Source organism: Pseudomonas sp. SIMBA_041 (assembly GCF_046535095.1).
Lineage (GTDB): Bacteria > Pseudomonadota > Gammaproteobacteria > Pseudomonadales > Pseudomonadaceae > Aquipseudomonas > Aquipseudomonas mucoides.
In genome coordinates this window covers 1-247 of the sequence record NZ_JAWRXJ010000732.1, presented here as the reverse complement: position 1 = coordinate 247, position 247 = coordinate 1, and the positions used below count along the sequence as shown (strand labels likewise).

General features: G+C 67.2%; 1 pseudogene. It reads left to right on the top strand.

Features of this window, described 5'->3' with window-relative positions:
• Positions 1 to 247: pseudogene (locus SB725_RS33045) on the top strand (2-hydroxyacid dehydrogenase); the annotation flags it as partial.

The window sequence follows — 247 nt, the reverse complement described above, 5'->3', positions numbered from 1 at the left end:
ATGCGCGCCACCGTTCTGGTCCTGGTTGAAAACGTCAACGCCTACCTGCCGCACCTCGAAGACCTGGGTTTCAGGCTGATCCTGGCACCCACCCCACAGACCCGGGCCCAGGCGATCCGGGACCACGCCGGGCAGATCGATGCGGTGCTGACCCGTGGCCCCCTGGGGCTGAGCGCGGCGGAAATCGCCGCCCTGCCCCGATTGCAGATCATCTGCGTGATCGGCGCCGGCTATGAGCAAGTGGACC